The sequence below is a fragment of the Halorubellus amylolyticus genome (genome assembly GCF_034808145.1).
Classification (GTDB): domain Archaea; phylum Halobacteriota; class Halobacteria; order Halobacteriales; family Natrialbaceae; genus Halorubellus.
Genome location: NZ_JAXHGM010000013.1, coordinates 19,145 through 42,290 on the forward strand (window position 1 = coordinate 19,145; position 23,146 = coordinate 42,290).

A 23,146-nucleotide genomic window follows, 5' to 3' on the forward strand; every position below is an offset into this window, starting at 1 on the left:
TTGTTTGTTGGTCTCCGGGAGGGGGTGGAGAGATGAGTAGTGACCTTGGTGGTGAGGATCGTGGTGCATCGAGCAGTGAATATATCAGTTTTATGATAAAGGCGGTGGGTGACCTTGCGGATGGTGGACTCGGTGAAGTAGTGTCGAGTTCGGAGGTGTCGAGAGACGGGGTGCGTGCTGTGCATGCGCTTCCGTTGCGTATGTCAGGTGAGCGAACGCTTTCGCTGGTCGAGCACCTCCTGGTAGATCTCGAGTACGAGCCGGTGGGGGTGGCGTATCGCCGTCGAACCGTTGGTGGTGTGGAGCGGATCGAGTACCTGGCGGTGCCGGGGTCGAGCGGAGAGGTGTTCGAGCGACATCGGTACGTGCTACGGCATGGGTGGGTAAGTGAGACTGTGTCGCGGGCGACGGTGCGCGAGGACCTAGTGACGGTGTGTCACCGCGACGAAGACGCCGAGCTCGTAGTTCGGTGTCGGGAGTCGCTGGAGAGCGTCCGTGGCGGGTTCGCGCTACGGCCGTGGCAATCGGGTAGTGGCAATCACAACGGTGACGGGGGAGCGGGGATGGCTGTTTGTTAACCCGTCTTCTTTGATGGAACTTTCTTGGTTGAGCATTCAATTTATGTTCGCGATATTTCGAATCCCGGGACAATCATTAAGCATATTTGACTTCTAAGCCCGGTATGCCAGTACTTAAATCGTACTCTGATTCTTATCATAAGGATGGATTCTATGTGCACGCGTCCGTAGAATCCCTCTCTCATCCACTCCCCTTACAGACTCCAAGCGTCACAGCCAATTTGTACAAAAAACTCGGATACCAGGCGGGCGATCAAGTACCGGGTGAACTAACCTGGAAACTCTACAACGCGGGGCTCCACTGGACCGAGAACTCCGGCCCCACACTTGGGAGTGCACCTGCTATTGAATCAGCAATCCGTGGCGGAGACGGACCTCAATTCTCAAATCAAGAGGCAGAGATTCTATTTTCACTTATCGACTCGTATAGAGGAGAGTTCAAGCAAGAACTCCAGGAGTTTGCCGATACTCTTCAGCGAGACAGCTCTATCAAAGAGTCCGGTTCTGGCACCTCCACTCCAGAGTCCACCTCTCTTATACGAGAAAGACTAGATAACCTTTCGAATGTCGATTCGTACCATCCGAGTCTCGAAGAGTACATTGCTGCTAAAGACGGGGAGGTCTCTGATATCGAACTCCAGATCCTCGCTGGTGCCAGTACTCCGAAACAAATCGACCGCATGACCGGCGAGACCTTCGGAGGAAATGGAATCGGCACGACAGACGAGTACTATCGGAAACTACGCGAGTGCTCAAGAGTTGCTGAATCGCTCTACGGACTTACGGTTGGTAGTCCACTTCCGGTTGACTATGTCGTCCCGGTATCACCAGCTATCGGGTATTACTTTGATCTCGAATCAGTGGAGGATGATTCGGAGCTATACTCAGGGCTGACCCATCTCGTGGTCACTGACTATCGATTCACAGAGTCGACGGAGAAAGAGTTCCAAATTACCATTACTCAAACCGGGGTCGGGATATCCGCGTCGATAGTTAATAATCATATCGCGGATTTCACTGCCTATCTAGACCATCATGACCTCGGGAACCTTGATCAAGAAGCGATTCAGGACATCGAACTCGGCGGTGTAGAGCCCGAACAAGTGATGCATCACGGACTCGGCACACTGGTGCAGTTCAGTAAGATCGCGGAGGACTTCTTCGAGGGCATTCCGGAGTATACACTATGCGGAATCACGCCCTTCGCATCCAAGGACTAACAGTACCCCGAGGCAATCAACGTCGACCTTGATCCCGGGTTTCGATTAGATGACGGTGAGAACGCCATCGTCACGCTGGAGAAAGAACTCGAAGCAGACTGGATACTGTGCGACGAGTTTAATCAACTCGGTCTCCACGCGTCACTCGAAGAACGAGACTCATCAGAACACCCACGCTCCTCTCTGCTCTCATCTACCCCGACCACTTTATGCCCGAGCAGGCCCGAACCCACCTCGAAACAATCGATACCTCCCGAAGCTGGCGCTCGATTACGTACGTTCAATGCGCTGGATCCCTCCCCTTGGAGATAAACCTGCCTGCCATTCTGTCTGTCTCACCCCGAGGCGTCAACCGCTTCGAATTCACCGGCCCTATAATACGTCGTCTCGGTGCCATACTCTCGGAGTCACACAGCGTTCCTACGATTCGTCGTCTTCGCTTGGCGGGCGACTCGATAATCGATCAAAGCGATTTTGAGCGGCCTCTTGACGCTCCTCTGTCTCCGCCGGATTGTAGGTCCAGTCGATGACCTCGCCGTCGAGGACGTCGACTGTAAAGAGAGCGTCTGCGTGCCGCCCGTCTTCTGGAAGGTCGCCTGCGTCTCGGACCTCGCTGGCGACGTCCTTGCCGTCTTCCTCGTAGAAGATGGTGGCGAGGCCATCCTCGATCGAATCTACAACTGCCGTGTAGGTGCCGTCATCGAGGTCGATCATTCGTACGTGTACTCAAGGATGACGTCACCTTGGCTATTCCGCACGATCACGGTATCATCACCATTGTTCCAGATGGGGGAGCCACTGCCCCAGTAGAGGTCAGAGGCTGTATCGGACCCACTCCCGGTGTGCACGGTTAGGGTGTCACCCGAGGCAAGCGTTGTACCCTCGGGGACGGTGTACGTGTGGCCGGCTTCATCCGCGATCGTCCACCCGGAGAGGTCGAGTGTGCTGCTGCCAGTGTTCTCGAGGACGACGTACTCGTCGTTGAGATTCTCCCCATCAGCGCCTTCGGCATCCGCATGCACCTCCCGCACTGCGAGCGCACCACCAGCCCCACTCATCGTAGTCGTGCCACCGTCCGTCGCGACCGTCGTCGTAGTCTCCGTCTGCAGACTGCGTCCGTTGAGGACGGTGCGTTCGACAACCTCGCCACTCATACTCGGCTCTACCGGGTTACCCTCTCGAAGCTGATCGGGGTCCGTCGGTGCCTCTGCCTGAGTTCGAACCGACACTCGCTCACCATCACTTGCGAGCACGATATCACCGTGCGTCGCCGTCCAATACGCCGGAATCCCACGCGCACTCAACCGGTCAAGCATCTCCGACGTCGGATGCCCGTACTGCGAGTCGTACGCACTCGAGATGACCACGATTTGTGGTTGGACTGCATCCAGCAAGCCGGGACTGGTTGAGGATGAGGACCCGTGATGCCCTGCCTTCAGGACTGTCGCATTCAGCCGCTCACCGTACTCCGAGACCAAGTACGCCTCCTGGTCATCCTCCGCATCACCCGTCAAGAGCACGCTCGTCTCCCCGAAAGCGAGCTTCAGCACGATACTGTTCTCGTTACGTGCTTCGCTCTCCAGATACGGCTCCGGCGGCCCGAACACGCCGACATCGACGCCCTCGAACTGGATCGAATCCCCCTCGCGCGTCTCGTACAGCGTCACGCCGTGCGCTTCGATCGCATCCAGGTACTGGCTATACGTCTGCGTACTCGCCGCAATCCCTGGATCATACACCGCACCAATCCCGTCCGCCTCCGTCTCGAAGTACTCGATGATCGCCGCATTCCCACCGATGTGATCCGCATCGTTGTGCGAGACGACGAGGTGGTCGATTCGCGTGATGTTGTGAGCCCGTAAGTACTGGAGGACGTGCTCGCCATCGTCCTGATAATGCCCGGTATCATAGAGGAGCGTCTCCCCCGTCGGCCCGATAACGAGGACACTCAATGACTGTCCCACGTTAATATAATGCACCTCCAGCGACCCATTCACCCCACCACCACTACTCGTCCCCGCGTCTGCCGTCGACTCACCCACATTCCCACCCGGCTCAGTCTCCGTCACGGGAACCGCACTCGAACACCCCGCCAACACCACCACGAAAACCACCAAGAGTACACGTAGAGTTCGCCCCGAGATTTCCATACTTCCTCCTACAACAGCCAGTGTAAAGAGCCCCATCCAACCTTCGTGCTCAGGTCCCGTGAATAGGTTCCGTATCTCTTCGATCTCGTTCCCTACTCGTCGTCGCGCGCGTCGATCCCGACATTGAGATTGAACTTGACGTCCACCGGTTCTGCGTTTGGTGACGTCTGTGCCGTGGTGTGATCCAACGCGAGCACCCAATCACCCTTCGGTAAGAGTTGTGCGGTCGAGTGTGACGCAGTATTGATTTTTGAAAGCACTACTCTATATTCGGCATCACCGTCGTTTTTCTGCCATTTCGTGTAGTCCTTGGAATCCATGAAGAAGATGTCAATCGGTCCGCCCTTGGAGATGGCTTCGTATTTAATCTGGCCCGGTTTCTCGGCGGTAATTTGGTACGGTTCAAATTCAGTGGGCGGGATTGTCACTGATTCAGAAATATCGATAATTTCTTTCGATGCCGCAGCATTATCGGGATAATCGTCCTCTGATTTGGGAACACCGTCGTAGTCCAAATCCTTGATTTCGGTTTCTGTCGGTTCTTCCGTCGATTCATTGATGCTCGACAAACACCCCGACACCGAGACCAGTAACCCACTCATTGCCCCGAGATACCGACGTCGCGATGCCATGGCCTAACCCACAAACCTTCAGGTTTTGAATATACCGGCCGCATAGAACGAGTACGCTACGCTCGCCCCGGGAGCTCTACCTACGTTAACCTATTTGTCGTCGCGCGCGTCAATCTCTCTGCGAAGGTACTTCCGCCCCTTCTCCGTGATACGATAGTTGCACTCAGATTCCGATTTTGCCTGCCACAACTGTTATCAGACTGATGAGTAAGGTACGACCATGACGCTTGATCGTTTGAACCGAGTAACACTCCTGTTCGTGATAGGACTTGTAGTGCTTGCACCCCCAATAACGGGCCTCACAGCCGCTACTCACACCTCCACTAACTCTTCCGGACTCGACGTCTCATTGACCCTCCCCTCACAACCAACGGCTGGCGAACAAACCACGATCGGCGCCAGTGCCACCGTCCCCGACCTCGTCGGCTCGTACGAAACCGAACTGACGTTCACCCTCCTCGTCGATGGCAACAGCGTCAGCGAACAAACCGTCACCGTCGCCGATGGTGACACCACACAGACCACGTTCACGCACACCTTCGCAAACAGCGGCAGTCACGAAGTCCGCGTCACCGCAGGTACCGAGATCGCTGGCCAGAGCTTCAACGCTGGTGTCACCAAAACCCTCAGCGTCGAGAGTCAATCGACCACGACACCCGATATCGGCTCCCTCGAGCTGTCAACGTCCGCACCCTCGACGACCACAGTCGATCAATCCACGACCATCACGAGCACCGTCAGCCTCCCAACAATCTCCGGCACCACTGTCTCAGGTGACGTCACAGTCGCTCTCAAAGCAGACGGTCGAACGGTCGCTTCGAAAACCATCACACTCAGTGACGGCGACTCGAAAGAGGTGTCGCTCTCACACGCCTTCACCTCGAGTGGCGAAACAAAACTAACGGTCTCCGCCACCGGGACGATCGCCGACCAAAGCGTCTCCGCGAGCACCTCTCGGACGATCACGGTCGAGTCACAGACGGAGACGATCGACACTACCGGAGTCGTGTTCAAGACGCCGACATCGCTCGAAGACGAAGTCGAGAGCTATCGCTCCCAGCTCGGGCTCGACGGATCGATGAATGCGTTCGTCCTGGCAACGCAGGACTCGCTAACGCTCGTCTTCACCACGACTACTCCCAAGAAGGGGATCGCCAGCGTTCAGGGCCAGGGCACCGATGCAGCACTCTCGTATCAGGACTTCACACTCGACGTCGCAATCGCGACCAGCGTCTCGTACGACCAGACTGGCCGCGACGCGACTGTTCAAGCAATCCAAGACACGCCTGACGACTACCGACTTGACCTCGTTCGCGTCTCCACCGAGTACCGCCGCGTCTCGGTACTGACCGACCCCGACCAGGGCGATGACGTCACCGCAAGTACGACGATCGGGGCGCTCGTCGCAAACCCGAAAAGCGCCACCTCACTTTACGAGGACTCGACGAAGCAAGCGCGAACCCTGGCCCAATACCCGAATGCGACGACCGCCAAGCGCGTCCTCCAGAACCCCGAAGCGCCCTATTTGCCGACGTTCACCTTCGAAAACCAGTACTGGGCGAGCGCACCAGCAACCGTCGACGGCGTCGTCCTCAATCCATCGAGTCGCGCCTACGAGTTCGCTACCACGCTCGACACGACTGGCCTCATCTCGTACGCCGACGAACGCGACGCACCCTCACTCTACGTCGTCGACTCACAGTTCCAGTCCAAACAGTACAATTCGGTCTCCGCGATCACGTCGAATGCAGCCGATTTGGACGGCAATGAAGTCACCATCACCGGTCGCGTCTATCAGACGCGAGTCAGCGTCCAAGAGACCGCCGAACACGCAACGACGACACAGTGTAGTGAAGACATGCTCACTGTCCAGACGCCGAACGGTCCTGCCTGTGTGAACGTGGCCGTGGACGTCCTCGCTGACGGCGGCATCATGTGGACGACCGTCCCCGAGACTCGCGACGACGTCCTCCCCGTGATCGGGCTCTCAGCCACCCATCAAGATACACCCCTCACTGAGGAGAGTGGTCGGTACAAACTCACGGGCGAACTCGTCTCGACGAGCCGCATCAACGAAAGCCTCCCCGAGGGATCCATCCTCGTCATCCACGAAACCGAACGCGTCGGCGACATCGACTATCAGACCGTCGCGACTGAAGCCCGTACCCTCATCGAGGAACGCGCCACCCACCTCCAAGCCTACCACCAACGCAGCGCTGGTAAACCCCTCTCGCAACAATCCACCCCCCAACCAACCACCACTACCACGACCACCACCGCACCAACTATCAGCTCAACCACCACACACACAACCTCGACAACGACCACGCTGGCCGACCAATCAACCAGCGCAGCTCCGAGCACGCAACCAGAAACCAAACAGACCCAGTCCACCACGGAGACGAACCCCAGCGACTCACCGCAAGAACCCGGCAACGGAGACGGACCCCTCGAGGATAGCCCTGTCCCTGGATTCACCCTCCTCCCCGCCATCCTCGCAATCCTCTTCATCGCAGCCCGACGCACCTAGCACCTCTTCTCTGGCGGACTCCACCTGTAGTCGACACCACCAAGCAAGCCCTCAGCCGGCTCGCGGGCGCTCCACGACATATCCGCGCTCCCCGCACCACGAGCGCGGATAGGGGTCGACGGAGACGACCACGCCCGAACGGGCGCGAGCCGGCTTCGCCCTTGCATCCACCAGGACACCGGGAGTTCGGTCGAGCGTTCGCGGCAGGTTTGCGTTACGGGCGTGAACCGGCTGGTCAGAATCACGACGCCAATGCAAGTGTGGCCTGACTATCTATTGTTGAAATGCGAAGCGAAGCAACCTTCGAAATGCCCTAAGCGAATTAGCTTCCTACGCTCGTATTATCCGTCGCGCTTGGAATAGATGATCAAGCCCCTTATTGAACGCATTCTCTCGCTTTTCCCGGGCTTTCGAGGTGTCACACGCCTTGATGAGCATCTCAATTCCGTTTCGGCGTCGCTTGAATATCTGTTTATAGTCGCCAAGGGAGACGGCACCCCTCCTGAGGGTGTACTTCTCGTTGTCTTCCCGAATCTCCACGGTTGCTGCTCGATTCGCTTCGACGAATTTCGACTTGGCTTTGTCCAACTTTGACTGCTCGTGGTGTCGGGCTCCGGCCTCGATTTTGGCTCCCGACTGGAGATAGGACCGCTGAGCCGCCCTAAACGTTTCAAAGATCTCTACCTGTCCGGTTACTTCGGTCCGCACCACGTCAGTGGCTGGCAACAGTCGACTCAGTCGCTGGTCGTCTACAGCATCTGTATTTACGTCCTGTATCCGTTCAATCTCCTCAACTCGATTCTGGAGATGGTCCGTCTGGAACGTTCCTGGAGGGCTGCGTGTCAGAGTGCCCGTGTTATAAAGCGCGGTAATTTCGTAGTTGCCAAGCTGTTGTTGTAGATGACTGCTCGCTTGCAGTGCTTTCAGTAGTGATTCGTAATACTGGACGCCTGCTTGGAGGGTCGCTATTCTCCGTGCAGTGCGAGATCGGTCGTCTGAGCTTGTTTCGTCTCCACTCAGGACCTCCGAGAGATCGCGTTGAGTGCCCGCAATCACCTCTCCATCTTCGACTGAATCGCTACTGAGTGTCGATTTTACAGACTGAACGCGGTCACGAATCTCACCGGACAGCCCCAAAACTCCTCTCGGATCTCTCAAATCAGTCTCGTCCACCTTCTCCGACAAGGCTTCCAGCCGATTTTCTTCCCTTGTGAGTTGTCGGTCGACAGCACCTGGTATCGGAATCGCATGCCACCCGAATGCCGCCACCCCAGTCCCCACCAATAGCTCTCGTCTCCCTATCCTTTCGAAAGCTTGTCTCACTCTCTCAACTTTCTCATGTGGGGGTTCATCTGCCTCCTGTCCCATCTTCTCCTGTAATGTTAATATTCGGAAAGGATTTAAATCCGTTGCACACGCATACCACATTATGAGCACATTAGATCCTGGACGGCTCTGTTGAAATCCTCAGAGGGTTACAGGTTCGCCCGGTAGTTTGACCGAATGCAGGCCCTACCGAAGTCGCGGTTACTCCGGTTTGTTGAGCAGGCGTATCACTTGGCTCGGCGAGCTATCGCTCGGTACTCCTCGAAGTTCTCAAAACGCCGGTACACACTCCACCAACACATCGTTCTGCTGTGTCTCAAGGTTCGGAAGAATACGACGTACCGAACGCTTCTCGACGAACTCATCGAGATGCCCCGGATTCGAAGCGCCATCGATCTGGAGGAACTCCCGTCTCCCTCAACGCTATGTAAAGCGTTCAACCGACTCAATATGGCTGTCTGGCGTGTCCTTCTCAATCTCTCGGTCACACTACTCCCGACCAACGGTGTCGTCGGTATCGACGCCTCCGGTTTCGACCGGATTCACGCCTCAAAACACTACACGAAGCGGACGAACCTGACGATTCAGCAGTTGAAGGTCACACTTCTCGTAGACACGAGGTCGAACACGATTCTCGACATACACGTGACGACGACGCGAAAACACGATTCGCAGATTGCTCCGTGGCTCATCAAGCGAAACACTGGAGAAGTAGCAGTTCTCCTCGGCGACAAGGGATACGATGATAAGAAGATTCGTGCATTAGCCCGTGAAACTGGTGTTCGTCCGCTCATCAAGCACCGCGAGTTCTCGTCTCTTCACAAGGCGTGGAACGCTCGGTTGGATGCCGATCTCTACGGTCAGCGCAGTCAGAACGAGACCGTGAACTCTCGCCTCAAACGCAAATACGGTGCATTCGTCCGCTCACGGCACTGGTGGAAGCAGTTCCGTGAACTAGTTGTCGGCTGTCTCACTCACAACATCGACAAGTCACTCTGAACGTCAGATATATTCGGGATGTATCGCTCTCGAATCCCACACAAGAGTTACGTTCTGTTGCTATTCACCACTTGTCCACGTTTCCACAGTTTGGACACTTTGCCTTAATCTTATCACTCCTAATCAGTTTAGAGTCCTTTTTGACGTTCCCGATATTTTTGAGGCATTCCGAGTGGAATGCGGCTTCACACCGGGGGCATCGTCCGCCATCACTTTTCGTTACTTCTGACCCGCACACGGTGCAGGGGTATGTATCACTGCTGAACAGTCCCATACGAATTGATTGTTAGAGTGGTGTATAATAAATGTTTCCCAGATATGATTTGCCATGCTATCGCATGGCAATTCGAGTGTATCAATCACACGCCGACCGGACGTTTATTCTATTGAGGCAAATATTGGATCAATAGGATTTCAACAGAGCCTCCTGGACGTATTTCGGATATTGAAACCAGGGTTGAGTCTGGTCTCCGGCAACACGCAACGAGTCGCCAGTCAAAAACTCAAGCTATCCAGCTGGCAGACCAGATTGCGTCCGTCGGTGAAACGGCTGCGGACGCCGAACTCCTCGATCTTGATGCTGCCCAGACAGTCCAACAGTCTTTCAACCAGATTACTCCTGACACGCTTCGTCGGCTTCGCAAAATCACTGAGGTTGTTGAAGACAGTTTTAGTATCGACGTTGGACACAGTAAATTTGCCCGAGCAGCAGCCACGGCTACAAACCTCTCCTCAATAGCCGCATTCGTACTCGCAGGACAGAACCTCTTCATCAGCGCGACCAAACTTGATCAAGCACATGAAACAGCAGACTCAGTAAACAACATCAAAACCAAACTCTTCTTCGACTTCTACGCCTCCGCCTGCATATTCATCGCAGAAGGCTTCCTCCTGACGACTCCGTTCAATTTCAAGTTTGCTTGGAAAGGAACGCGCTATCTGAACAACCACTATTTCTACCGGCTCCGAAAATACAGCTCTGCCCTCTATCGATTGATACTCAGCGAGATCCACTACGCCATCCGAGGAATCATCCCCGCAGCTCTCAGAGACACCGACGCCTTCGTGACGTACCTCTCCTCAATGACCGTCCAGACAATCAAAATGCTAGACCAGGTTTCTACCAACGGCATCGAAAACCTCCACCGCGAAGTCGAGAACTCCGTAACTGGATTCAAACAATTCGTGGAAACCAAATACGAAGTCGTAACCCCCGATGTGAACCTCCAAAAAGCCGCTCTTAAAATCTATCAACGCATTCTCGATGAAGTCGACCTCTCTACAATCCCCACCGTCTGGTCTCCTTCAATGCGGTGACATCGAATGAGTGACAGACCGGGGGATTATCGGACCCTATATAATACAATGGGATTCAGTGGGTCAGAATAGGAACAATACTTTTTTGTACGGACGGTAATACTCTAGGTACACGATGAGCGCAACTGACCACTCCCACCAGCACCAGTCATTGACTCTCGAAGATCTCAACGGTGCAAAGCTCACCTACGAGGATGCTGAGGGGGAAACGGTCGTCGTTGAGTTCGACGAATAGGCGCTTTTTCCTACCGTTCTCTACTCGCTTTTCGATTGTTCGATGGTGACAACGTTAACCCCAAGGAGCTTCGAGAACTTCCAGAGTCCGGATTGTGTTTCCGGAAGGAGTAGATACGCTGACTCCGAGGTAACCGCCAGACACAGGGCGAGATAATCCTCGCGACTCAAAAACGCCGCTCCAGCCCCGGAGTCATCCTCATCGCTGTTGGTGGTGCTTCCCAGTGTCTCAGGTGTGAGCCCGGAGCTGAGTACGGGCATTGATTCGTAGTTCGCGTTCGGTGCCTCACACAAAGCGAGTAAATCTTGGTTAAATTCTGAAGGCCGATTACTGTTGGAAGCATTATCAATGATATACTCCGTCGGAATTCGGAAGGTGCAGTATGGGAATTCTGTGTTATCAACCTCGTTCATCTCTGCAGATAGCTGAGAAAGTAGGGACACATCGAGATGATTTTCCGAAATATAGTCCGGGATGAGACGGAGGGCGGATTGCGTCGGGATGACAACGACGTCCTCTAGGTGGCGGTAACTGAGATCGTCAGCATCCGAATCGTAGTAGGGAAGAATTGATTCAGAGGAGACCCAGGTGTTGAGTATTGATTCCGGGGTTCGGGTTGACTGTCGCCCTGAATTAGTGACGGGCAGCGTTGCGTTCGGGTTGATCATGTCGCTGATAGCAGCGAGGATGTCAGCTCTGGTGTGGAGGTTAACACCGATCTGTGGGAGGATATCCGATTCAGGAGAGCTACCGTCTCGAATTGGGGATGAGAGACCGTTGAAATGTCGGATATCGACAGCGGAGATGTCTGTGAGTTGAGCGAGCTCTTGTAGTGACCCGTCGCCGGTTACGAGTTGTGCCTCGGTGTGCTCTGTATATGCGAGTATGTGGAGATCTGCGATGTCGTTGTTGTCGAGATTTGCGTGGATTCGTTCGGGGAGAGGTTGGAAGTGAACGGATAGGAAGTCGAACTGTTCTAAGGTTCGGAGCATCGAGAGGTTTTCGAAGCCCTGGTCGTTGGTGGCTTCTGTGGCGCTTCCCGATTCAGGATGTTTGTTGAGTTCGTGGATGACAGCGTAGGGGATGTGAATGGTGCTGCCATAGAAAAAGTCATGCGTGTATAGGGTATGGAGAATGCTCGTTGGTTGATTATCGACGTGGTCGTGATATAGAGCGTTTGTGTCGAACACCCAGTCTTGGTGTTGCTGTCGCTGATAGCGGGGATATTCTGGGTTTTGGAACTCATATGTGTCACAGCCCAGCTTTTGCTTGATCATATCGGTGACTGCCTTCTTGATCGTCTCCACGCGCTTGATGCCTTCTGGGGCTTCCCACGTGATGCGGTTGCCATTGGCCTCAAGTACCAATGTAACCTGGTCGAACAGAAACAGGAGTTGGTCCCCGGTTTTTCGGATGGGGAGACCCTCGGTCTCTGCAGAGTGCCGCGAGTGAGTTGCTAGATCCGAGAATTGGGGGTTCGCTTCCTGAATTGCCGTATGGACGGTATCGACATCAAGATGAGGCACGTTACCGTCTTCTGCCCCGAATATCACAGGCTGCTTTATTCCTGGAACAATCTGTAGTGCATCGTCAGTGACGCGGATGACCTCCGGTGTTGGATCAGTGGTGGTCGGTCCGACTAAGGCTGCGTATTGTGGAATCTTGTAGTACCACGACGATTTGAACACGCCATAATCGAGAATCTCCTCCCTCGCTTGTTGTGCTTCGTCCGGAGTTAATTGCTCGGTGTAGCACGTGAAGTAGACTTCTTCTGGTTCGTGGACCTCTTTCCGGTAGAGCTCGGTATGCGTCAATTCTGGTCTATCACCGAGGAAATAGTCACGAAAATAGTCCGCCTCCAACTCGAAATAAGGAGTTGAGATCAGGTTGGATGGGTTCCGTTCTCCATGCAGGACTTCGATGATACCCACACCCACCATCATCTGGACGCCATCGATGCAATTCTCGAAAATATCTTCTACTGTCTGGATGAACGAGATGAATTCATCCGCGCTTGCCAGATTCGCTCGACCGTCATCAAGCGTTGGAAGCTCTTCGAATGCAGCGTGAGTAGACTGCTTTAACGCACGTCCAGCATGATAGGCCCCCTGCACTCGGGCATGACGTTCAGTTCCCCCTGGTGAGACCATTTCCTCTTCAATCGGTACAACACGTCCGTATGTCGACTCCTCTCTATCCCCTACAGTGAACGATAACTCTAGTACATCACCCTCCTCAAGCAGACACTCTTCAAACATCCCTTCGGGTAAAAGAATCGAGTACGGGTGAGCGAAGGAAACTCCATACTCTACATCTTGAAACCACTCCAGTTCGGCAATCAGTTCCCCGCGATTTTGGACCACATCTCGAACATAGGAAGCCGAACAATCAACGCGGTCAGCTAGTTCGACGTAGGATAAACCCGGGTGAGCAGCCGACTGATGTAAAATCCGACGCTGTAAGAACGTAAACCCATCGGGGCTATCAGCATCCATCACTCACCCATCCAAGGTCACCAACAAATAGGTTCTCACCGATGCCGATTCAGACTCCAACTCAGAACCAACAATCCTCCCCAGACGAAACGCTCAGCGACAATTCAATCTCAACTCTCAATTGCGGCCCCATGCCAATCGCTTCCCCCTCAGCGAGCACATTCCAATACACTTCGCTAGTACAATCCGGAAAACCACCACTTCTACTTGCCAGAATCACCGCAACCTCAGATCACCGACCCACCGATTGCTCATTCCCCCACAAACTCGACGATATCCACTACCCTCCTCATCTCCCAAGGAACACCCAGCAAGCCCTCAGCCGGCTCGCGGCCGCTCCACGACATATCCGCGCTCCCCGCACCACGAGCGCGGATAGGGGTCGACGGAAGCGACCACGCCCGAACGGGCGCGAGCCGGCTTCGCCCTTGCATTCCACCAGGCCCGCACGAATCCGGCCGAGCGTGCGACCGTCCTTTGACCGGAGGTGAACGACGACGGTGGCCGATCGGCCTAGCATTCGCCGGTGACCGCCGGTCGGATCGATCCAGCATCGGCGTTTCCTCGCGGCGCCCTCCTCGGGAGTCGTCGCGCACGCGCTGAGCGCGCGCACGGATTCCAGTATCGACCCCATGCGGGGTCGCGCCTCGTCGGCCGCCGCGAGCGCTACGCCTCGCACGCCGCCGACCGCTGGCGGCGTGCTCGCCCACGGCGCGTCCGCCGCGCCCACCCATATCCTCCAGGCTTCTCTCTCGGCGCGCCGCCCACGGGGTCGCGACAGCGGTCGCGACTTCCGTTGCGTTCACGACGACCTCGACTCCTCGCCTGGCGGCGAGGTTCTCGACCGTCGTGACGGACGGGGCAGCGCGCCGTCGGAGACACCTCACCGTACGCCGGGGCCGACGACCGCGCCGGCCCCGACGCACGGGTTGCGGTGCCACTGTGTGGCTTCCCGAGGCGCTGTCGCGCCAGGGGTTCCAAAGAAAACCCCTTGAAGCGGTCGATAGCTCGCGGTCCGCACCGCCCGCGAGCGATTCGCGACCCACGCACGTCGCGTCCCGCACCGCGTGCGACGTGCGTGAGTCGCGATCTCGACCCAGCCGGCCGCCGTGGATCGGACGCGCCCACCACGAGGGCGGGCGCGTTGCGCTCCAGCGACGACCGGCAGGCGTCGAGACGACCAGCATCAAGGGGTTTGTCTTTTCGAAACTTCCAGGTGTGGTTCCCGGGGTGATGACAGCCCGCAGGGGCCGCCAGCAATCGCTGTGGTGGGCGGTCGACCAGCGCGCGGACGGCGTGCGAGATCGGTCGGTCGTGCTGCCAATTTATGTGCCCCTGACGGGGTGAGGGGCGACGTAGAGACCTCTCTCGGCGGTTGTGGGAACGAGGCGTGGTAGAGACACGCCTCAAGCGGAATCCAGTGAGAATTCCAATGTACGATAACAGTGATTTCGGTAAGACGGTTTCGGTCGAAACGAGCGAGAATGACGAGTTCACGCGGTCGGTACACGAGCAAGCGCCGCACCTGCGGGAGACGCCAGTCGCCCAACAGGTCGAGGACCCACAGGGCGTGCTGGCGGCAGCGGCGGCGGAGACGGCGCGCGGTGAGGAACTCAGACCCTCGAACGCGCAGGAGTTCGAGGGCGAGCGCGACTACGACTGGAGTACGCGCCCTGGGCTCGACCACCCGTGGGGAGCGACGCTCGCTCAGGAAGAACGTCGACTCGCCGAGGAGCAGGAACTCAGGGAGCAGCGCAAGCGGGCTATGTGGGCGCACGAAGCAGGCGTAAACAGGGCAGGGTCGAGTCGTGTGCAGTGCGAGCGAGAGGCGCGCGAACAGCGAGCGAGGATGGTCGAGCGCGGCCTGGACGACGAGGTGTCGCCGATCCGGGCGGACCCGCGGCCGGAATTTGACGCGGACGTCATCGCGGAGTGCAACCGAGACGCAGACAGACTGTCGAAGGCGCGGTCGTGTGCGCCGACTCGGGCGGCACTCAGTCGGATGCTCGCCGAGCACCGAGCGGACGGGAAGGACGCACTCGCAGCGGTGCTGTCGGTCCAAGAACAACTGGACGGGATGAGCGGCGTCCCACGCGCGATCGAGTCGTTCGAGTCGTGGATGGGGAACCCGAAATACGACGTCCGGGTGACGGTCGAGGCGCGCGTCGAGACGTTGTACTATCCACACTCGACGAGCCAGCAGCAGGTCGCGATCCTCGACGATGGAACGTCGAAGGCGAAGTTGACGGTGTGGCGGCGCGCGCTCGAGGACGCTATCCTCCGTGAGGGCGACAGGGTGCGGGTGACGGGCGGACTCGCAGGATGGTACTCGGGGCAAGCGCAGGTGGCGGTGGATTCGAAAACGCGCATCAGCATCCTCGAAAGCGGCGACGGGCCGGCCACCCGGCGGAGCGACGGCACCGTCTTCGGGGCGAAGTACCGCAAGCGCCAGAACCGGGCATAAACACGCCGCTCTCATTTTTATTGGGCGACCGCCTCCCCGCCCACCGCTCCCGCCCCCTGGCGGGGGCGGCAGCCACGACCCCGGCGACCGCACCGTAGTGACCGCAGAAAACCCACCACGTGCGTCGATGTCGCACGCGTGGAAGTCATACGCGGACAGCACGACGCCACCTCCCACCCGCCTCCAGGTTCCGGGCGACTCACTCCGTCGGGTTCGTCGCCGGGCTTTCCCTCACGTCACCACGTCCACTTTTCAGTGCCTGACAAGACTAGTGTGTTGGTTAGAAAGGCTGCGTACAGCACAACGGGTCCGTTCTATTCACAGACAACGGTCTGAATCCCTCGTATAGTAGGCGTGCATATTTTACAAGCAACTCTCACCATCCCTTGTTTCCTCCGAGAAAGGGGAAACCAGTTATAATGGTTGAATTACTATACATTAGTATGACAGGATGCCGACTGAAGTGGTGCCGGAAAAGCAATGCCCCGCGGCCCGAAGACCAGTACGATTGTGCTGCGCGACAAGAGGCGGTCGAACAGCAGCTCGCCGAGGTCGACGGTATCGACATTGATGACGTGAAGTACGTCAACCCACCACGCCACCTCTCCGGCGATCTGGGACCGCTGTACGACGTCTGCGAACTGGTCCTGGATAACCCCCTCGACTACTATCTCCTGTACGAGTTCCTTACCAGTGACGAACAGAACCAAGTCGAACCGTCCGACCCAGATGTCCTTGATGAGGTCGAGAACGATGAGTGAAGCGGTCGCCGAAACAGAAGCCGATATACGGGAGATGGGCGATTGCGAGAAGTGTATGTCCGAGATTCCGATAATGGCGGAGAGGTGTCCGGATTGTGGCTACGAGCCGTCAAGCCACGGCATCGTCGGCGGGCTGCTACTTGGGCTGCTCTTGGTGAGTTCCATCCTCCTCGCTGGCTTCATTATGATTATCTGGGTTGCGGCCATTGCGTCAGCCCAGTTCGGCATATCCGGCGCTCTGACGCTTACCGCTGTTGTTGGCATCTTCCTCGCTCCGATGGTGTGGATTGTCTGGAAGAGCGCGAATGCGGAGCGCAAGACCGCCACCGGGCATATCCGGGACTGGGATGAAGTCACGTAGGTTCAAAATTGCCGATATTCCAGACCGACGTGGTATAATCTAATTCTGTATCTACCGATTCAGTGGACCACTGGTACTACCCGAGTGGACGCCGATCCGCGACCTGTCTTCATCATGACGTCGGAGCTCCTTCGTGGCAGATCGTTCCCACAGGGGCGAAGGTTTGCATCGCGGGTTGGATCCGTGATTGGTTTCTCACGGCCTTGACGGTGTTGGAGATGCTCGAAACTGAATCCGACCGGGAGAAGACTTTTCCACCGCGTTCCCCTACGGAGACGCGTATGAGTTCCTCGCGCGAAATTCGACTGATCGATGAACCTGATGGTGGCTGGAGTGCCATCGATGTCGATACGAACGTCGCCAGTCAGGGTGACACCCGCGAGGAAGCACTCGACAATCTCGATGAAGCCCTCGCCCTCCACAAGGGCGAAGCCGGGGAGCCGATCGAGGATGAAGAAGCGTTCCTCGAAGAACTTGGTATCGACCCCGATGAAGTCACGGGCGAGAATGAAGAAGACCGACCGCCGTTCCTCTCCTGAGACGTGCGTCGCGATTTCTCTGGTCGCGATCTCGTGAAGGTCCTCCGGAAGCACCGATTTCGACCCATCAATCGCACTGGGAGCCACGTACAACTTCGCTTCGAAGACCCGGAGACCGGAGAGGTACGGAACGTCACTGTCCCGATGCACGAATCGATCTCGACCGGGACCCTCCGCAGTATCGCCTCTCAGGCGGGTGCCGATGACTTCGACGCCTTCTGCGAATGGATTGACCGACACCGCTAACCGCATTTTGTCATCCCCCGGGTGTGGTGCGGGGAGAGATGTGCTGTATCCCGTGTGAGTGATTTCAATGCCTGCAAGTGACTTCGCAGAGATGGCTGCAGAGATTTCCGAACAGTTCGAGGACGCCGGCGCCAACCTCATGCACAGCGAGCGCGAGATCGCCGAGATGCTCGCGACGCTCGTCGACGGCTACCAAGTCCAGCGTAACGAAGCCCTCTCGTCCGTCCAGCATCGCCTCTTGGAGAACACCGACCTCGATGCGACGTCGTTCTTCGGCGGGTCGAATACCTCGCTCGACGCGGGCGAGCTCGACGATTCAAACGTCTGGGGCGACATGGAAATCCAGGTACTCCAGCTCTGGGATGTCGACCACGAGGCGATCGCGCAGAAGGGCCTCATCGGCGACCACTCGGGGACGACGATGTTCACGGCGTTCACGTCCAGTGACCTCCCGCGCTTGGAGGAGGGTGCGTCGTATCGGCTGACGAACGTCGTCACGGACGAGTACGAGGGCGAGTACTCGGTGAAGCTCAACTCGAAGACCGGCATCGAGCCCCTCGGTGAGGACGTCGAAGTTGCGGAGACAGTGACGACGCTGGAGGGCGCGCTCGTGGCGATCCAATCGCCGAGCGGGCTCATCAAGCGCTGCCCAGAGGATGACTGCTCACGTGTGGTGGGGTCGGGGTCGTGTCCGGACCACGGCGACGTTGCCGGCGAGTTCGACATGCGTCTCAAGGCCGTCCTAGACGACGGTGAGGACGCTCACCGGGTGCTGTTCGACCAGGAGGCCACCGAGGCCATCACGGGGATCTCGATGGGCGAGGCGAAACAGCAGGCGATGGACGCACTCGACACCTCGGTGGTGGAAGATCGGATGCGCGACCTCCTCGTCGGCCGGTACTACCGTGCGGAGGCCCGTCAAACAGGGTCGTGGTACCTCGTCGACGAAGTCGAAGCGTTCCACGAGAATGCGGACGTGGCGGCACTGCGGGCTGAAGCCAGCTCACTCGCCGAGCAACTGGGGTCGGAGATGGCGGACGCCGCAGCCTAAACGGCAGACGCGCCCTGATTTATATTCCCCTTGTCGGGGTGGAGGGGTGAGAGATGCCCCGACGCAATCGAGGTTCACTATCTATGGAACGACAACCAGCGGTTCGACTGTTCGCCGAAGAGCTGACTGACTGCACCGACGAGTTCACGGAGTCCGACGAAGAGCGAGCGCCGTCGTTCGTGACGCTCCCCACGGGCGGGAAGGCCAACCGGGTGTTCCTCGTGGGGACGCTGACGAACGTCGAAGACATCGGAAGCGATTCCGAGTACTGGCAAGCCAGGGTGGTCGACCCGACCGGAGCCGTGAACGTGTACGCCGGCGAGTACCAACAGGAAGCGATGGCGACACTCCGCCAACTCGAAGCCCCAACGTACGTCGCGGTGACGGGCAAACCTCGCGTGTACGAGCCCGAGGACAGCGACGAGGCATACGTGTCGCTCCGGCCGGAGTCCATCCAGGTCGTTGACGAACCGACGCGGGAGACGTGGGTGGTGGAGACGGCCGCCGCGACGATGGAACGCATCGGCCGGAGCATCCACCCAGACGAACCCGAGGGCGAGCGCGCCCAGAAAGTCTACGACCACCTCGACGTCGGCGCGTACCACGAGAGCGTCGAACGCGCACTCGAGAGCCTAGAAGTCGACGCTGACGCGAACGTCGGTTCGGCTAGGACGCCGGCGAGCGCGGACTAACCAGGGGCGGAGCGAGACGTTTTCGCAACGGAGCGTCGCGCACGCTGGACGCGAGGTACTCGTAGAGAAAGCCCTCCCACGTGCGTCATGGTCGCGCGAGGAATCACAGGCCTTGCGCCGCGGCTTCCCCACCTCCCCACCCTCCGCTCCGTGCTCGCTTCGCTGCGCGCGCAGCCACGACCTCCCCGCACCGCCTTGCGTCACGCCGTTTCTCACTCGCCCTGCGGCGTGCCCGAGACGATCTGTCTCAGCTATCGAATCATGTCTCAGACAACCACAACCACTTGCGAGTCTACGAGCCGATCCGGTCAGCAACCCCTGACGTGTCCGGAGTGCGAGGGCACCATCGCCACAATCGGCGGCGAATCCGTCTGCGAGAGCTGTGGACTCGTCGTTGACGAATATCGTATCGACCATGGACCCGACTGGAGACGCGACGAGACTGACCGACAGCGGCGGACTGGCGCCGCCCGTACCGAGACACTTCACGACCACGGCCTCACCACTCAGATCGGTAGACATCGCGATGCGAACGGCAACGAACTCACCGCGCGCAAACGGAGCCAGCTCGGACGCCTTCGTCGCGAGCAGAAGCGCGGAATGTTCGAATCCAAAGCCGACCAGAACCTCGCGACCGGAATCACGGAGGTGCGGCGGATTCTGAGCTGTCTCGACCTCTCGAAGAGCCTTCGCGAACAGGCCTGCCGGCTCTTCCGGACCGCCCAGTCCGAAGACCTCCTGGTGGGTCAGTCCATCGAACGCGTCGCTGCCGCGACGGTCTACGCTGCATGCCGGTGCAATCGGACACCCCGAACCATAGGCGACGTCGCCGAGCACGCGAAGGTCGACGCCGATAGCCTCCAGTCGACGTACAACACGTTGAACGCCGAACTCGACATCCCGGCCCCACCACGTCCGCCGGTTGCGTTCGTCCCCCAGCACGCTAGCGAACTTGATGTCCCCGACTGCGTCCGCATCACCGCTCGTGATCTCGCCACTGCGGCCACCGAGGCGAACGTCGCGATGGGCTGTGACCCGTGCGCGTTCGCCGGTAGCTGTCTCTACCAGGCCGCTTGCGACCACTCGTATTCGCTTACCCAGGACGAAATCGGCGATGTCGCGGACACGTGCGCTCAGACCATCCGGTCACATCTCGAACGGTTGAACCAGCTCAAAGGACCATAGCAGCACACTCGGAGCACGGTTCGAAGCGCAGTGGCCCACGTAGTGGGCACTCAGATTCAAGTTGTGTTCGCTCAACGAGAGCGATTGGAATCCATAGTTACCCCACGAACGAACTCGATTAGAATATTGTGGGGTAACTTGGTCTCGCTCGTTTCTCGCCCGCCATGCCAGGTGGCGGAGAGCCATGACTGAGAACACAGCGGTCGACGCACTCGACGTTCCCGAGTACCACATCCAGCACATCCAACACCCTGATACTGGCCTCGCCGTTCGTATCGAGGGGCACACGTACGTCCCCGACCCGGAGACTGAGACCGTCGAGGCAGGTCGTTACCACTACAATTCCTGGGACGGCGTCGCCGAACTCGTACTCGCGGTCACCGACGAGGCCGTCCTCGTGACGACCGGTGTCGGCGACCTTGACCTCCGGACGCGTGAAGAGTTCGTGGTCGACCAAGAACGCATCCACCCGCTCCGCGAAGATCCCGACGCGTTGGCGCCGCGAGTCGACCATGACGATTGCGAGTTCTCCGTCGAGACCGAGTTTGGGACCGTCACAGTCACGCTTGAGGACTCGGCGGCGACGATTCCGACCGCCGCCACCACGCCCTGGTGCGAACTCCCCGAGACGCGACGGGCGGTCGCACTCCTGTGGTACGCCGTCTCGGTCCTCGACACCCGGACCGCCTAACTCTCGCGATGGGGTTTGTTCCTCGCCGAGCGAGGTGCGCGAGCCTACTAATCATGTCCACGACAGCCCAGAACCCAGATGCAGCCAGCACCGCCACCGAACCCGACGCGCCCCTCGACTGGAGCGCGTTCACGCTCAAAGCCAGCGGGCCTGCTACCCGACTCGCCGTCGATGAAGACGGCGACTGGTGCGAACAGACCGAGACCACCCTCCACGTCAAACGCGATATCGATGACTACGAGGACCTCCTGGCCTTCATCAACCAGCCCCGGAAGGGCAAGCCCAAACTCGGCTGGGGGGAGACGTCGGAGAACACGAACCGGAGCGACGACTACCAGGACCGCGTCGTCGAGGAACTGTTCGAGGAGGCGAGCGACGAGTACCGCCTCGGCGGCCACACAGCCGAGGACTGGGAGGTCACCGTGACCGCGCCGATCAGTGCGTGGGCTGACCTCTACAACGCGCTCGATCGGCTCGAACGCGAGGTGAAAGACAGCGACGACAGCCGGCAGAGCTTCCTCGAGATGTCCCAGCAGTACGGTGTGGCCGGGCCGAACCTTTCGCTGGTGCTCGCTGCAGCGGCCACGCGTGAAGGGAAAGCGTACACGCAGAGCGACCACCTCATCGAGTACTCCAAGCAGACCGATCTCGGCGAGACGCTGATGGTCGCCGAGTAAGCCCGAGTCGTTTTTCGTCTGCCAGGCACGGATGGCAGTCCAGAATGAGGTGGTGACGTGCCTCGGTTGGGCTGTCGGAGCTCTCGATGAACTTCCACGACACCATCCCACGATTGCTCGACGCGCTCCAGGACGACGACAGCCACACCGAATACGACCCCTGGACGATCCACCCCAGTCAGGCCGCAAAGTGCCCGCGTCAGGCGTACCTCTCCAAACTAGGCCTCCTCGACCACTCCGACCTCCACGGCACCTTCCAGGTCGGCAAACTCTTCCACGCGTTCCTCGAAGACCACGCCGACCGCCTGACGGACCTCGACGCTGGCGCGACGAGTCGCCTGCAGTTCGAGCGCGACGTCTCCGTGCGCGTCGACGACGTCCACTTCGTTGGCACCTACGACTGCTACGACCCCCACGAGAACGCCCTCTACGACTTTAAGACGCATGGGAACTTCCGGTATCTCGACCGCCCGGTCGAACGCCATCTCGACCAACTCACCATCTACATGCAGGCTCTCCGGGTACCGAAAGCCCAGCTCGTCTACATCCAGAAGAAAGACTTCGAGATCGCAACCTACCCCGAACAGGAAAGCGACGACGAGTACGTCGAGTTCGACCCCGAACGTCTCGACGCCATCGTCGAGCGCGCCCGCCAAGTCTGTGACGCGGTCGCTGACTACGGCATTCCACTCGACGAAGCATCGATTCCGTTCGAACAGTGCGGGTGCTTCATGTGCGAGAGCGAAACGCTGGACCTCCCGGACGTCGAGACGGTTGACGAACTCCTCGCCGGCGGCCCAGACCTCCCCGTAACGGCATCGAAGACGAGCGCGTAGCGATGCCAGTCAACGCCGTCGTCCTCGCCACGGTGAGCATCCTCGCCGCACTCGCGTTCCTCGAAGCTGTCGCGTATCTCGACGACGGCACTACTCTCTGCGGACTCCTCTACTCGCGACTTACCGCACAGACTGACTGCTGACCGACGATACGTCTCCTC

The 23,146-nt window shown here is 58.2% G+C and carries 24 protein-coding genes; 17 read left to right on the forward strand and 7 right to left on the reverse strand.

Going from position 1 to position 23,146, the window contains the following annotated elements; genetic code table 11:
* Positions 1-32: 32 nt before the first annotated feature.
* Positions 33-578 carry a DUF8030 family protein gene (locus tag SM754_RS18535; protein ID WP_323677647.1) on the forward strand — a complete coding sequence of 182 codons (546 nt, stop codon included), beginning with the start codon at positions 33-35 and terminating at the stop codon, positions 576-578.
* A 104-nt stretch (positions 579-682) separates the two neighbouring features.
* Entirely contained in the window at positions 683-1,798 is a 1,116-nt protein-coding gene (locus tag SM754_RS18540; RefSeq protein ID WP_323677648.1) for a hypothetical protein, read from the forward strand.
* A 420-nt stretch (positions 1,799-2,218) separates the two neighbouring features.
* Here SM754_RS18540 and SM754_RS18545 read toward each other — a convergent pair whose 3' ends face one another.
* From SM754_RS18545 to SM754_RS18555, 3 genes are all read right to left on the reverse strand, one after another.
* A complete protein-coding gene (locus tag SM754_RS18545; RefSeq protein WP_323677649.1) occupies positions 2,219-2,512 on the reverse strand; it encodes a DUF3006 domain-containing protein in 294 nt (97 codons plus the stop codon).
* A complete protein-coding gene (locus SM754_RS18550) occupies positions 2,509-3,948 on the reverse strand; it encodes a lamin tail domain-containing protein (protein WP_323677650.1) in 1,440 nt (479 codons plus the stop codon). Before SM754_RS18550 ends, SM754_RS18545 begins: the two co-directional genes overlap by 4 nt.
* Positions 3,949-4,040: 92 nt before the next feature.
* Positions 4,041-4,580, reverse strand: a complete 540-nt coding sequence (locus SM754_RS18555; RefSeq protein WP_323677651.1) for a hypothetical protein — start codon at positions 4,578-4,580, stop codon at positions 4,041-4,043.
* 220 nt (positions 4,581-4,800) lie between these two features.
* Between SM754_RS18555 and SM754_RS18560 the strand changes: the two genes are divergently transcribed.
* The gene (locus SM754_RS18560; RefSeq protein ID WP_323677652.1) at positions 4,801-7,110 is read left to right on the forward strand and encodes a hypothetical protein; all 2,310 of its coding nucleotides are present in this window, start codon (positions 4,801-4,803) and stop codon (positions 7,108-7,110) included.
* Between the two features lie 330 nt (positions 7,111-7,440).
* On the opposite strand, the gene SM754_RS18565 is transcribed toward SM754_RS18560, so the two are convergent.
* Positions 7,441-8,478: a hypothetical protein gene (locus SM754_RS18565; RefSeq protein WP_323677653.1), complete on the reverse strand. Its 1,038-nt coding sequence runs from the start codon at positions 8,476-8,478 to the stop codon at positions 7,441-7,443.
* Positions 8,479-8,613: 135 nt separating this feature from the next.
* On the opposite strand from SM754_RS18565, the gene SM754_RS18570 reads away from it, so the two are divergent.
* A complete protein-coding gene (locus tag SM754_RS18570) occupies positions 8,614-9,435 on the forward strand; it encodes an IS5 family transposase (RefSeq protein WP_323677654.1) in 822 nt (273 codons plus the stop codon).
* A 64-nt stretch (positions 9,436-9,499) separates the two neighbouring features.
* On the opposite strand, the gene SM754_RS18575 is transcribed toward SM754_RS18570, so the two are convergent.
* On the reverse strand, positions 9,500-9,709 hold the full coding sequence (locus SM754_RS18575) for a hypothetical protein (protein ID WP_323677655.1): 210 nt from the start codon (positions 9,707-9,709) through the stop codon (positions 9,500-9,502).
* A gap of 539 nt (positions 9,710-10,248) precedes the next feature.
* Entirely contained in the window at positions 10,249-10,449 is a 201-nt protein-coding gene (locus tag SM754_RS18580) for a hypothetical protein (protein ID WP_323677656.1), read from the reverse strand.
* A gap of 51 nt (positions 10,450-10,500) precedes the next feature.
* Here SM754_RS18580 and SM754_RS18585 point away from each other — a divergent pair, with 51 nt between their 5' ends.
* The gene (locus SM754_RS18585; RefSeq protein WP_323677657.1) at positions 10,501-10,752 is read left to right on the forward strand and encodes a hypothetical protein; all 252 of its coding nucleotides are present in this window, start codon (positions 10,501-10,503) and stop codon (positions 10,750-10,752) included.
* A 255-nt stretch (positions 10,753-11,007) separates the two neighbouring features.
* Here SM754_RS18585 and SM754_RS18590 read toward each other — a convergent pair whose 3' ends face one another.
* Complete coding sequence (locus SM754_RS18590; RefSeq protein ID WP_323677658.1) at positions 11,008-13,482, reverse strand: PIN domain-containing protein; 2,475 nt, start codon at positions 13,480-13,482, stop codon at positions 11,008-11,010.
* 1,432 nt (positions 13,483-14,914) lie between these two features.
* Here SM754_RS18590 and SM754_RS18595 point away from each other — a divergent pair.
* The 12 genes from SM754_RS18595 (at position 14,915) to SM754_RS18650 (ending at position 23,128) form a co-directional block, all read left to right on the forward strand.
* Positions 14,915-15,946, forward strand: a complete 1,032-nt coding sequence (locus tag SM754_RS18595; RefSeq protein ID WP_323677659.1) for a single stranded DNA-binding domain-containing protein — start codon at positions 14,915-14,917, stop codon at positions 15,944-15,946.
* Positions 15,947-16,389: 443 nt separating this feature from the next.
* On the forward strand, positions 16,390-16,707 hold the full coding sequence (locus tag SM754_RS18600; RefSeq protein ID WP_323677660.1) for a hypothetical protein: 318 nt from the start codon (positions 16,390-16,392) through the stop codon (positions 16,705-16,707).
* Positions 16,700-17,068, forward strand: a complete 369-nt coding sequence (locus SM754_RS18605) for a hypothetical protein (protein ID WP_323677661.1) — start codon at positions 16,700-16,702, stop codon at positions 17,066-17,068. Before SM754_RS18600 ends, SM754_RS18605 begins: the two co-directional genes overlap by 8 nt.
* A 281-nt stretch (positions 17,069-17,349) precedes the next feature.
* Entirely contained in the window at positions 17,350-17,607 is a 258-nt protein-coding gene (locus SM754_RS18610) for a type II toxin-antitoxin system HicB family antitoxin (RefSeq protein ID WP_323677662.1), read from the forward strand.
* Positions 17,608-17,640: 33 nt separating this feature from the next.
* A complete protein-coding gene (locus tag SM754_RS18615) occupies positions 17,641-17,853 on the forward strand; it encodes a type II toxin-antitoxin system HicA family toxin (RefSeq protein ID WP_323677663.1) in 213 nt (70 codons plus the stop codon).
* A gap of 91 nt (positions 17,854-17,944) precedes the next feature.
* Complete coding sequence (locus tag SM754_RS18620) at positions 17,945-18,904, forward strand: replication factor A (RefSeq protein ID WP_323677664.1); 960 nt, start codon at positions 17,945-17,947, stop codon at positions 18,902-18,904.
* Positions 18,905-18,987: 83 nt separating this feature from the next.
* Entirely contained in the window at positions 18,988-19,596 is a 609-nt protein-coding gene (locus SM754_RS18625; protein WP_323677665.1) for a DNA-binding protein, read from the forward strand.
* Positions 19,597-19,824: 228 nt separating this feature from the next.
* Positions 19,825-20,781, forward strand: a complete 957-nt coding sequence (locus tag SM754_RS18630; protein WP_323677666.1) for a transcription initiation factor IIB — start codon at positions 19,825-19,827, stop codon at positions 20,779-20,781.
* Between the two features lie 184 nt (positions 20,782-20,965).
* The gene (locus SM754_RS18635) at positions 20,966-21,472 is read left to right on the forward strand and encodes a hypothetical protein (protein ID WP_323677667.1); all 507 of its coding nucleotides are present in this window, start codon (positions 20,966-20,968) and stop codon (positions 21,470-21,472) included.
* A 53-nt stretch (positions 21,473-21,525) separates the two neighbouring features.
* Positions 21,526-22,149 carry a hypothetical protein gene (locus tag SM754_RS18640; protein WP_323677668.1) on the forward strand — a complete coding sequence of 208 codons (624 nt, stop codon included), beginning with the start codon at positions 21,526-21,528 and terminating at the stop codon, positions 22,147-22,149.
* A gap of 86 nt (positions 22,150-22,235) precedes the next feature.
* Positions 22,236-22,985 (forward strand): PD-(D/E)XK nuclease family protein, encoded by a 750-nt coding sequence (locus SM754_RS18645; protein ID WP_323677669.1) that lies wholly within the window; start codon positions 22,236-22,238, stop codon positions 22,983-22,985.
* 2 nt (positions 22,986-22,987) lie between these two features.
* The gene (locus SM754_RS18650; RefSeq protein ID WP_323677670.1) at positions 22,988-23,128 is read left to right on the forward strand and encodes a hypothetical protein; all 141 of its coding nucleotides are present in this window, start codon (positions 22,988-22,990) and stop codon (positions 23,126-23,128) included.
* Positions 23,129-23,146: the final 18 nt, after the last annotated feature.

What these genes read in the sequence shown, in the direction of transcription:
- SM754_RS18535 (WP_323677647.1), top strand. Translation starts at nt 33, where the DNA reads ATGAGTAGTGACCTTGGTGGTGAGGATCGTGGTGCATCGAGCAGTGAA.
- SM754_RS18540 (WP_323677648.1), top strand. Translation starts at nt 683, where the DNA reads ATGCCAGTACTTAAATCGTACTCTGATTCTTATCATAAGGATGGATTC.
- SM754_RS18545 (WP_323677649.1), bottom strand. Translation starts at nt 2,512, where the DNA reads ATGATCGACCTCGATGACGGCACCTACACGGCAGTTGTAGATTCGATC.
- SM754_RS18550 (WP_323677650.1), bottom strand. Translation starts at nt 3,948, where the DNA reads ATGGAAATCTCGGGGCGAACTCTACGTGTACTCTTGGTGGTTTTCGTG.
- SM754_RS18555 (WP_323677651.1), bottom strand. Translation starts at nt 4,580, where the DNA reads ATGGCATCGCGACGTCGGTATCTCGGGGCAATGAGTGGGTTACTGGTC.
- SM754_RS18560 (WP_323677652.1), top strand. Translation starts at nt 4,801, where the DNA reads ATGACGCTTGATCGTTTGAACCGAGTAACACTCCTGTTCGTGATAGGA.
- SM754_RS18565 (WP_323677653.1), bottom strand. Translation starts at nt 8,478, where the DNA reads ATGGGACAGGAGGCAGATGAACCCCCACATGAGAAAGTTGAGAGAGTG.
- SM754_RS18570 (WP_323677654.1), top strand. Translation starts at nt 8,614, where the DNA reads ATGCAGGCCCTACCGAAGTCGCGGTTACTCCGGTTTGTTGAGCAGGCG.
- SM754_RS18575 (WP_323677655.1), bottom strand. Translation starts at nt 9,709, where the DNA reads ATGGGACTGTTCAGCAGTGATACATACCCCTGCACCGTGTGCGGGTCA.
- SM754_RS18590 (WP_323677658.1), bottom strand. Translation starts at nt 13,482, where the DNA reads ATGGATGCTGATAGCCCCGATGGGTTTACGTTCTTACAGCGTCGGATT.
- SM754_RS18595 (WP_323677659.1), top strand. Translation starts at nt 14,915, where the DNA reads ATGTACGATAACAGTGATTTCGGTAAGACGGTTTCGGTCGAAACGAGC.
- SM754_RS18600 (WP_323677660.1), top strand. Translation starts at nt 16,390, where the DNA reads ATGACAGGATGCCGACTGAAGTGGTGCCGGAAAAGCAATGCCCCGCGG.
- SM754_RS18605 (WP_323677661.1), top strand. Translation starts at nt 16,700, where the DNA reads ATGAGTGAAGCGGTCGCCGAAACAGAAGCCGATATACGGGAGATGGGC.
- SM754_RS18610 (WP_323677662.1), top strand. Translation starts at nt 17,350, where the DNA reads ATGAGTTCCTCGCGCGAAATTCGACTGATCGATGAACCTGATGGTGGC.
- SM754_RS18620 (WP_323677664.1), top strand. Translation starts at nt 17,945, where the DNA reads ATGGCTGCAGAGATTTCCGAACAGTTCGAGGACGCCGGCGCCAACCTC.
- SM754_RS18625 (WP_323677665.1), top strand. Translation starts at nt 18,988, where the DNA reads ATGGAACGACAACCAGCGGTTCGACTGTTCGCCGAAGAGCTGACTGAC.
- SM754_RS18635 (WP_323677667.1), top strand. Translation starts at nt 20,966, where the DNA reads ATGACTGAGAACACAGCGGTCGACGCACTCGACGTTCCCGAGTACCAC.
- SM754_RS18640 (WP_323677668.1), top strand. Translation starts at nt 21,526, where the DNA reads ATGTCCACGACAGCCCAGAACCCAGATGCAGCCAGCACCGCCACCGAA.
- SM754_RS18645 (WP_323677669.1), top strand. Translation starts at nt 22,236, where the DNA reads ATGAACTTCCACGACACCATCCCACGATTGCTCGACGCGCTCCAGGAC.
- SM754_RS18650 (WP_323677670.1), top strand. Translation starts at nt 22,988, where the DNA reads ATGCCAGTCAACGCCGTCGTCCTCGCCACGGTGAGCATCCTCGCCGCA.